Genomic DNA, 9,456 nt, shown 5'->3' with positions numbered 1-9,456 from the left:
GAGCTTGCGTAAATGGTTCGGACAGAGGGACACATAAGGACAGAGGGGCCGGGACGTCCATAATATTATAAATAACTCCTATAAAGGGCAGGCTCCAATCCCTGATCCTTCTACCGCAACTGTCCTTCCCCTTCCTTCCTGTAAGGTTGATTTTCAAGAATTCGGACAGCATCGCAGCTTTCGACTGGTACTCAGCGGTTTTGAAATAGAAAGGGCAAGGCCTCTCGACAGTGTCCTTGCGTATGGTATATACCTTACTTCTTAACTCTCCTTCCATACTACCTTTTTCTTAGGATAGACAGGGTTATCTTTGATGACCCATTTATCTTGAACTAGGATTTGAGAAAAGATTACTGTTTTTATATCTTTCTCTTGTTCAACCACCTTCAACTGGGCCCGCAGTCGACTCTGTCCGCTGGCTCGCTGATCGTGCCATCCCACCCTTCGATTCGTAATTGATCTTCTTACCTACAGAAAAAGGACTTGTCATCTCTTGGTGGATGGGTGTAGTATTGGGGAAAGGTAGGTCGAATATATTGAGCTGTAGATAGCTTGAAAGACCGAAAGACTCACGTTATTGCTGATATATTTTTTTAGCGTATGGTCATTTGTAGAAAGGCTAACCCTGCGAGTGGGACAATCTTATAGGGCAAATCAAAATGTCCGGAAATTTGTTTCGATTCATCACGACATAAAGATACAGAGGCCATGGTTAACCGTCATCAAGGAGGGCAAGATGGAGAGATTCAAAGCAGGTTCTTATATCGTTGCTTCACTGGTTGTGTGGTTTCTTGTATTTCTTCCGTCCAACGCTTCTATCGCCCAGCAGGCGAGACCGATTGAACTCACATTCGGTTCACCTTTTGCAGCTGAAATGCCTGTTCAGCAGCCCAATAAGGACTGGATGGAGAAGATAGAAAAGGACACAGGCGGACGTGTCCACTTTAAGGCGTTCTGGGCAGGAACCGTGATCGATGCAGCGGAAGGTCACACGGAGTTGGCCCAGGGCGCTGCCGATGTTGCCGAGATAGCTCCTCTCTTTGCAAAGAGCGGTTATTACTTGACCAAGGGTACTTTTCTCTTTTACTACGGCGTAACGAATCAACAGGTTGCGAAACGGGTCGGCGAAGCGGTACGGGCAAAATTCCCTCAAATCGAACAGGAATACAAAGGGCTCAAGGCCTTGGCATGGAGCGGCAATGCGCCGATGCAGCTCATCACTCGAAAGCCTGTCCGTAAACTCTCGGACCTTAAGGCCATGAGACTGAGAACAAACGGGGACTACTCCAACGTGTTCGCCGCACTCGGCGCCGAAATCGTCCAGATGCCTTCATCGGACATATACGTCGGCTTGCAGAAAGGCATTATCGATGGGGTCATGATGCCGGGCCTTGCATTTGACAGCTTCCATCTCGAAGAAATGGCGAAGTACGTCACTATGCTGAATATTTATCAGCCCTATTCGTGTCAGAGAGCTATGAACATAAACAGTTTCAATAAATTGCCGCCTGACATTAGAAAGATCTTCGAACAGAATATCGAATGGTGGGGTAACGATGCGGACCGGATTCTGAATAAGATCAGCGATGACGGTCTCCAGATCGCCAAAAAAGCGGGCGTAGAGTTCATCACTCTTTCCAAGGAGGATATGCAAAAGTTCAACGATGCCGTAAAGGTCGAGGCCCTGAAAGCTGCCAAGGATTTGGATGCAAAAGGCTTGCCTGGCACCCAGATATTCAGTGAGACGCGGCGCCTCATAGAAACGGCAAAATAGGAAGGACATTTAGGATCCGCGAAGAAAGCGCCGGTCAGCTTAGGGGTTGGGTAGCGAAGCAACGCGCAGTTTGTCGCCTTGTGAGCAGAGAAGATGGGCTGGGACAGGAAAAATGTTCATTTATTTGACTGAAGTCTTCAGGCGAGAATCCGTACGGCTATACCAGATTTCAAGCGATAATCCTTATCTCCAAAAGTCTTGCTGACTAATAATTCGTAGGTGGAACGCGCACTCGCTTCCTTCCTGTAATCTACACCCTGCCTATATTTTGTAAGATACAAGATTTCATTTGGTAATAGTTATTGCCTGAAATGCTTAGTTTTGCATATAAAGGAGCCATTGCAGGTTTCCGGTGGTACTCGACTATCTAACCGACATTCTGGCAAAAAAACTCCGCACCGACACAAATTTGATTTACTTTACGCATTGCGTGTGCTACAAATTACTGATTCGTAGCATCCGAGGAATCGCTATGTCTGAAATCGTCAGATTTGGTGTTTCATTAGAAAAAAGCTTGCTTGAAAAGTTCGATAACATCATAAGAGAAAAGAACTATACGAACCGTTCGGAAGCCATAAGAGACATTATACGTAACGAATTAGTAAAAAAAGAATGGATTCGGGGAAACGACGTAGCCGGTGCAATAACCCTCGTATACGACCACCACAAAAAGGATCTGCTGGCCAAGATTACAGATATCCAGCATGAATACCAGAAGATGATAATGTGTACGCAGCATATACACTTAGACCACGACAATTGCCTTGAAATCATTGCCGTAAGAGGAAAACCAGATTACGTAAGAATACTGGCCGATACGCTTAAAGCCGTAAGGGGAATAAAGAACGGAACATTGAGCATGTCCACTGTAGGAAAGGACCTGGAGTGAGTAATATTTTTTTGCCACATCGTAGCACGAAGCGAGAAAAAGTGGCATCACAGATTACCTTTGGGTTAGGAAGAGATGGGGACCTCAGTAAAGCTTTTCTGATTTCCCTTCTCGTTCATGCCCTTGCTATTACGATTGCAATCATGCTCGTGGGAACCGATACGCTGAGGCATCTCAGACCACTTGTTGTCTACCTTACTGATGAAGGACCGGGAGCGGGGAGCGCCAAGCCAAATGTTATGAACAGAGCGAAAGATGGACGTGCTTCAAGAATAAGACATGATGAATATAGAAGCGTTACCGGACAGACAGAAGTCACTCGCCAAGCCTCGCCTGATGAGCTTTTTGCGAAAAACGTACATCTCAGTGAAACGATAGATTCTAAACAAATGGAAACACAAAAACCTGACCCCACACCAGTGACTTCCCTTACCCTGCACGATAATCAACTATCCGTATCAAGTGAAAGACCGAGAGACGAGTACGGTCTCGGTACTAAGGGAGCCGGGCATAGTGCGGACTCTGCCGGGGAAGGTTCCGGTTCAGACGGTAAACGCGCTTCTGGAACAGGCGGACCGGGGCACGGGGAAACAAACAGTTTGAGCGCACTATATCTACAACAACAGTTTGCTTATATCAGGGAGCTTATCCTCAAGAACCTGAAGTATCCCTCGATTGCGAGAACAATGGGGTGGAAAGGTGTGGTAACTGTTTCCTTTACGGTAATGGAAGACGGGAAGGCAGATAACATACGCGTGGTAAAAAGCTCTGGTCACGAAGTCTTTGACCAAACGGTGATGAGGGCCATTCGGGAAATACAGCCTTTCCCCAAACCGCCGGTCAGGGCTCAGCTGGTTATTCCGATTACTTTTCGGCTCGAGTGAAAGCCGGATTCATAAGAAGGAGGTGGGATCGTACCAGAACATACAGGTGACAACCTTGGCAGGAAGCCTGTACGTTTTTTAAACTTCATTATACCCCACCTCCAAATTCATCTTATCATGAAAGGAGGTGCAAAAAAAGGAGGAAGGATGACACTGATGTTAAAGGGATACTCTATATTATTCATTATATTACTTTTCGCCCTGCCTTTATGCGCACAGGAAAAGGAGCCGTTGAACCTCGAGGAGATAGTCATCACGGCGACGAGGACCGAGACTCAGGCATCCCTGGCCCCCGCGTCCACGAGTGTTGTCACGAATAAGGAGATCGAGGAGAGGACTATCTTTGCCCCGGACCAAGCCATCAACACGCTGCCTGGTATCTTCGATACGCGCGGTAAAGGGCTCACAGATACCAATGCAAGCATCAACCTCCGGGGCATGCCAGGTCAGCAGCGCACGCTAATTCTGCTCGACGGCATGCCGCTCAACAGCGCTTACACCGGCAACGTGCAGTACGGCGGTATGAACCCAGAAGACATTAAACGGATGGAACTGATACGGGGCCCTTTTTCGAGCCTCTATGGCGGCTATGCAATGGGCGGCGTTGTCAATATTCTCACCAAGATGCCGGAAAAAGAGGAAATCAAGCTGGAAGGAACGTACGGTACGGACGATTACTGGCGGACCTATGGCTCGTACGGCAACCGATATAAGGACAAGCTCTCCGTGTTCGTGAGCTACGGGTATCGGACCACCCGTGGCTACCCTACAGACTTCGACGTGCAGAGCAGCCAGCCGCCCTCAGGCATCACCGGATGGTCACCGACCCTGAGCAATGCCCATGCAACCCGCTACCTCATTGGCGACAAGGGCAACAACAGCTGGTGGGATGAAGGCATCACCGCCAAGGCTGCCTACGACATAACGCCCACGTCCCATCTGAACTTTGCCTATTACAGGACGACCTACGAGTACGACTATGGCTCGCCGAACACATACCTCGTGAACAACGCTGGCCAACCCATATTCAGCTACGGAACCGTGGGCCAGGCTACGTTCGTCGGTGCCCCAGGCCGCATGAGCACTGACACCTACAAGGTAGGCTACGAGACGGAACTGGGGGACGCCAAGGCCAAGGCTTTTTTCGGCATGGCCAAGCAGGGAGATAATTGGTACATCACCCCGGGCTCCACGTCGGCAACTGTTCTCACAGGCGGACCGGGCACGCTCAGCTCGAGTCCTTCCACCTCCTACTTCGGCGACCTTCAGGCGACGAGGCCCCTGTTTGAGAAGCATATCCTGACCGTCGGGGGATCTTACAGATACGACTGGGAAGGCACCACCGAGTGGAATTTGGGCTCCTGGAGGGACGAGTACAGCAAAACGCAGATTCTCGACGAGTCGGGGGGTAGGGACACGAGCTACGCCCTTTTCGCTCAGGACGAGATCCACATCGCCAAACCCCTCACTGCTTACCTGGGCGTCAGGGCAGATTGGTGGCGGGTATTCGACGGCTTCGCCAACACCATCGGCGCCCCGGGTTTTCCCCAACATTTTTCTTCCAATACTTCTTCCTATTTCAGCCCCAAAGGTGCGCTCGTCTATACCCCCTTCGAAGGCACAGTCTTCCGGACGTCCCTTGGTCAGGCCTTCAGGCCGCCCACCATATATGATCTTTTCAGGACTTGGAGGTCGGTCTCCGGGGTGACGTATAATTCGAACCCGTACCTCAAGCCGGAAACGACCACCTCCTGGGACATAGGCGGGGAACAGCAACTCTGGAAGGGGGGTACCTTTAAGGGCACCTATTTCGATAACGACGTGAACGACCTGATCTACCAGTACAACGCCGACCCCATTACGGTTTACAAAATCAACGTGGGTAAGGCCGACATCAGCGGGTTCGAACTCTCTCTGGAGCAAAGGCTTGACAACTGGCTGCATCTTTTCATCAATTACACGCACAATAAAGCCACGCTATTGAGGGACAGCATCAACCCCGGCGCGGTGGACAGCCAGCTTGCGCAGGTGCCTAGAGAGATGCTCAACGCAGGGGGCGATCTTACCTGGAAATCGTGGAGCGGGAGCCTTATCGGTCGTTACGTAAGCAAGAGATATGGCACCGATACAAACAGCGACACGACAAGCGGCGTCTACACGTCCTATGACCCTTATTTTATAGCTGATGCGAAGGTGGCCTATCAGATCAAATCGTTTGTATCGGTCTCTCTCGCTGTGAACAATATCCTCGATAAGAACTACTTTACCTACTATCAGGCGCCAGGTAGAAAATGGTTCGGTACACTTACGGTAAAGTTTTAGGGGATAAAAGACCTGAATGGGGTAAATGCTGGTCTATGAAGAGGAGGAAGTAAAGGTATGAACATTCACCGAATAACCTACAACCCCGTGATGAACTCGTGTAGCCTCTATTTTATAGGATGCAATTTTCGGTGTCTCGGTTGCTACTGGAAAAAGATATACCCCAGGGTTGATTTGACAGAGCTAAAACTGCTTACGCTCGATGAGGTTCTCGATACCCTCAAGCCTGTGTCTCCACAAACCGTCATTCTCATCAGCGGTGAGGCTGTGGAGAACCGAGAATACTCAGTCCTGCCGCAGACCTTATATGAAACGTTCGACTGTGAAGTGCGCCTTATGACGAACGGGTACATACTCCCCGAGACGATTGGTCTCGAGCACGTCTCCCTTTCTATCAAGGCCTTAAACGACGATCTGCACAGGCGTTACACGGGCAAGTCCAACGAAACGTCCCTCCGGAATCTCAAGTTTCTTCATGAAAATGGCGTTGCTGTGAGCGTATCCAGCGTGCTTATCCCCGGCTTGATAGATCAGGAAGAAATAGGAAAGATCGCGCACTTTATCGGTGGTATAGACAAGAATATTCCCTATCGCATAATCGGATATATGCCGGTTGATGGTTTCAAGTATCGCAAACCTCGATATGAAGAGCTGCAGGAGGTAGCAGAATCTGTAAGCGATGTTCTTAACAACGTTGTTTTTTCAGATCCTAAAGCGCAGGATTATACAGGAATAATCGACCTCTTCAGCAATAATCTACAAAGATGATACGAGTCAGAAACTTAACCTATACCTATCCGGAAGCAGATCAACCGGCGCTTGAGAACGTGAGCCTGGACCTACAGGACGGCGAATTGGTGCTCCTTGTGGGAGCATCCGCCTCCGGTAAGTCAACCTTTCTGCATTGCCTGAACGGGTTGATACCTCACGTTCTTTCCGGAGCCATCCGTGGAGACATCAGCATCAACGGTCTGTGTCCCTATGAAACGTCCATTGTAGATCTGTCAAGGGTTGTGGGAACGGTGTTCCAGAATCCCGAAAGCCAGATATTCATGCTGAAAGTCGAGGATGACGTTGCTTTCGGCTGCGAAAACCTGATGATGTCCCGGGAAGAGGTGTTGCGGAGGAGAGATATGGCTTTGAAAGATATGGGGCTTACTAACCTACGCCAGGCCGATACGATGAACCTGTCGGGTGGTATGAAACAGAGACTTGCCATCAGTTCCATATACGCCATGGGCCCGGCGGTGTTTCTCTTCGACGAACCGACCGCAGATCTTGACGCCAAAGGAAGACGGGAATTCCTGGAAGTCATCCTCGCCTTGAAAAAGATGGGTCACACAATTCTACTCGCAGAACACCGCTACGAAGAATTTGTGCCCATAGCTGACAGGGTGATCACCTTCGAGCAGGGAAGAACAGTTGAAGGTTTGACGATGGATAAACCGGCGTGGACTAAACCGAAAAACATGTCAACCTGCGAAGAGAGGGCCTTCGATGTAGAACTCGAAAGCGTCTTCTTCCAATATGACAAGAACCGACTCATTTTGGAAGACATCGATTTACGGATACGGCGGGGCGAATTGGTGGCAGTGCGTGGTGATAACGGTTCAGGAAAGTCCACACTTCTCAAGATCATGGCCGGAATTCTGAAACCCTTTAAGGGCACGGTTAAGATCTGTGCTTTGGAGAATCCGACTCTCAAAGATGGTACAGGAAAGGTGGGTTTCCTTTTCCAAAATCCGGACGAGCAGCTCTTCACAAATTCCGTAGAAGAGGAAATCATGTTCGGGCCGAAACAGCTCGGAAGGAAGCTTGATATCGAGCAATATCTTGTTTCGACGAACCTTACCCACCTGAGAAAGAAACATCCCCATAGCTTGTCGAGAGGACAGCGACAGATGCTTGCCGTTCGGTCTGTCCTTGCACTGGATCCGCAGGTGCTTCTCCTTGACGAGCCTACAACCGGGCTTGATGAGGAGAGCTGGCGAAGTCTTCTTGGCTTCCTCTCCGAACTGGCGGATAGCGGAAAGACCGTTATATTTTCAACGCATCACCCGATGGCACGGGAATACGCCACAAGAATCATTGGGATCAAGGATGGCAGGGTTATCGATGAAGTATCTCGCTAAGAACACATTCTTTCATCGTCTCGATCCGCGAACAAAAGTTCTTTTGAGTATCGGAAGCGCCTCTCTCATCGTGCTTCTTAACGAGCCACTGAGCCTTCTTCTGCTCTTTATGCTCATCTTCTTCTGTTTCGTCACCGTCACGCCCCCCGGTTCGTATATCAAGATAACGCTGCGCATGCTGGCAGTTATAGTGATTGCTACGATGGTCTCACAGGGTTTCTTCTATTATTTTGAACCGAGAACGCCTCTGATTACGTTTTTAAGCAAGCGATCGGGCTTTATAGGCCGATTCACCGGAGGCATATCCGTTTACAAGGAAGGTTTGATCTATGGCGCTATTCAGTCCATGAGGTTGTCATCCGCCACGGTCTTGAGCATGGTGATTGTCATGAGCACGCATCCTTCGGACATGGTATTGGGACTCAGAAAGCTTGGAGTACCTGAAAAGATTGCTTTTATGCTGATGGTGAGCATGAGGTTCCTGCCGGTTCTCATTGAAGAAGCGAAGCGCATAATAATCGCGCAGAGATTACGGGGGTTAAGATGTAAAGGGATCAGCGGGAGTTTCAAGAGTTTCAGATACCTTGTGGTACCGCTGATAATTGATAGTCTGCGGCAGGCAAGAAGAATCTCTATTGCGGCGGAGGTGAGAGGATTTACGGGGAGACGGTCTGCGTCCAAAGAACTCAGATTTGCGTGGCTTGACTACAGCATGCTGTGCGCTTTTGTCCTTATAATTGGGACGGCGCTTATATACAGGTTTTATCGATGAACGCTTTTCTCGTATCCGTATTGCTTATTGCGCTTTTCATACTGGCACTTTCTTATCTGGAGCTGAAACACAAGGTGATTCACGTAATTAAGACTCACGAATTGGTCACAATTGCGCTCTTCTCCAGCCTGCTCTATGTGGCAGGGCTTCCTTTCAAGCTTGGGCTTGGTCGCATACCTTTTATCCAAGCTTTTGTCTATTCTGTTCCTTTTACCGCAGTCCTCTTCATAGGCATAAGGGTTGTTCCCAAACCGGGAACAGCAATGCTTGTCATTGTGGGGCACAGCCTGCTATCCCAGATCATCTCCAGGGGAATTAATCCCCTCTGGTGGCCCTATGCGGTTCTTGCCGGTGCGACACTGGAAACCTATTTTCTTTTTACCCGAGGTTATCTGAACACAAGGACAAATGCGGTTTTCGCGGGTCTTCTCAGAGGGCTTGTTATGTATCTCTACTTCTATCTCGTTTCTGCACCCTATATTTGGCATATCCATTACGCGTCGTGGTACGTCTTTGTTCAGACACTGCAAGGGGTCCTCGGCTCAGGCCTGGGAGCGCTCATCGGTTTTGCATTAAGCAGACCAATTCTCAGTGCATACCGGCATGGCGGATTATGATGCTTGGTCGGGACAGTGATGCCCCACTCCAAGAGGAGAATAGCAAGTCGTTTGCATCATGGAACA

At 49.3% G+C, this 9,456-nt stretch carries 9 protein-coding genes; 8 read left to right on the top strand and 1 reads right to left on the bottom strand.

Translation table 11 applies throughout. The annotated features are described in order from the left end of the window. The coding region (locus tag VMT62_00045; protein ID HVN94796.1) for a hypothetical protein at window positions 1–277 on the bottom strand (277 nt) is incomplete at its 3' end. 459 nt (window positions 278–736) lie between these two features. Here VMT62_00045 and dctP point away from each other — a divergent pair. The 8 genes from dctP to VMT62_00005 all read left to right on the top strand — a co-directional run bounded on the left by dctP (window position 737) and on the right by VMT62_00005 (window position 9,390). Next, window positions 737–1,774 carry a TRAP transporter substrate-binding protein DctP gene (dctP, locus tag VMT62_00040; GenBank protein ID HVN94795.1) on the top strand — a complete coding sequence of 346 codons (1,038 nt, stop codon included), beginning with the start codon at window positions 737–739 and terminating at the stop codon, window positions 1,772–1,774. 472 nt (window positions 1,775–2,246) lie between these two features. Then, window positions 2,247–2,663: a nickel-responsive transcriptional regulator NikR gene (nikR, locus tag VMT62_00035; GenBank protein ID HVN94794.1), complete on the top strand. Its 417-nt coding sequence runs from the start codon at window positions 2,247–2,249 to the stop codon at window positions 2,661–2,663. Between the two features lie 41 nt (window positions 2,664–2,704). Further along, complete coding sequence (locus VMT62_00030; protein ID HVN94793.1) at window positions 2,705–3,547, top strand: energy transducer TonB; 843 nt, start codon at window positions 2,705–2,707, stop codon at window positions 3,545–3,547. 147 nt (window positions 3,548–3,694) lie between these two features. Next, on the top strand, window positions 3,695–5,869 hold the full coding sequence (locus VMT62_00025) for a TonB-dependent receptor (GenBank protein HVN94792.1): 2,175 nt from the start codon (window positions 3,695–3,697) through the stop codon (window positions 5,867–5,869). A 57-nt stretch (window positions 5,870–5,926) separates the two neighbouring features. Further along, window positions 5,927–6,637 carry a radical SAM protein gene (locus tag VMT62_00020; GenBank protein HVN94791.1) on the top strand — a complete coding sequence of 237 codons (711 nt, stop codon included), beginning with the start codon at window positions 5,927–5,929 and terminating at the stop codon, window positions 6,635–6,637. Continuing rightward, window positions 6,634–8,001: an ABC transporter ATP-binding protein gene (locus tag VMT62_00015; protein ID HVN94790.1), complete on the top strand. Its 1,368-nt coding sequence runs from the start codon at window positions 6,634–6,636 to the stop codon at window positions 7,999–8,001. The genes VMT62_00020 and VMT62_00015 overlap by 4 nt, the downstream gene beginning before the upstream one ends. Beyond that, window positions 7,985–8,773 carry an energy-coupling factor transporter transmembrane component T gene (locus VMT62_00010; GenBank protein HVN94789.1) on the top strand — a complete coding sequence of 263 codons (789 nt, stop codon included), beginning with the start codon at window positions 7,985–7,987 and terminating at the stop codon, window positions 8,771–8,773. Before VMT62_00015 ends, VMT62_00010 begins: the two co-directional genes overlap by 17 nt. Beyond that, the gene (locus VMT62_00005; protein ID HVN94788.1) at window positions 8,770–9,390 is read left to right on the top strand and encodes a hypothetical protein; all 621 of its coding nucleotides are present in this window, start codon (window positions 8,770–8,772) and stop codon (window positions 9,388–9,390) included. The genes VMT62_00010 and VMT62_00005 overlap by 4 nt, the downstream gene beginning before the upstream one ends. Window positions 9,391–9,456 lie beyond the last annotated feature (66 nt).

The sequence above is a fragment of the Syntrophorhabdaceae bacterium genome (assembly GCA_035541755.1).
Taxonomy (GTDB): domain Bacteria; phylum Desulfobacterota; class Syntrophorhabdia; order Syntrophorhabdales; family Syntrophorhabdaceae; genus PNOF01.
The sequence above is the reverse complement of the archived record's forward strand: the minus strand, read 5'-3'. Positions and strand labels throughout refer to the sequence as shown.

Excerpts from the sequence above, each read along its gene's own strand:
- dctP (HVN94795.1), top strand. The coding sequence starts at position 737 with ATGGAGAGATTCAAAGCAGGTTCTTATATCGTTGCTTCACTGGTTGTG.
- VMT62_00015 (HVN94790.1), top strand. The coding sequence starts at position 6,634 with ATGATACGAGTCAGAAACTTAACCTATACCTATCCGGAAGCAGATCAA.
- nikR (HVN94794.1), top strand. The coding sequence starts at position 2,247 with ATGTCTGAAATCGTCAGATTTGGTGTTTCATTAGAAAAAAGCTTGCTT.
- VMT62_00020 (HVN94791.1), top strand. The coding sequence starts at position 5,927 with ATGAACATTCACCGAATAACCTACAACCCCGTGATGAACTCGTGTAGC.
- VMT62_00025 (HVN94792.1), top strand. The coding sequence starts at position 3,695 with ATGACACTGATGTTAAAGGGATACTCTATATTATTCATTATATTACTT.
- VMT62_00010 (HVN94789.1), top strand. The coding sequence starts at position 7,985 with ATGAAGTATCTCGCTAAGAACACATTCTTTCATCGTCTCGATCCGCGA.
- VMT62_00005 (HVN94788.1), top strand. The coding sequence starts at position 8,770 with ATGAACGCTTTTCTCGTATCCGTATTGCTTATTGCGCTTTTCATACTG.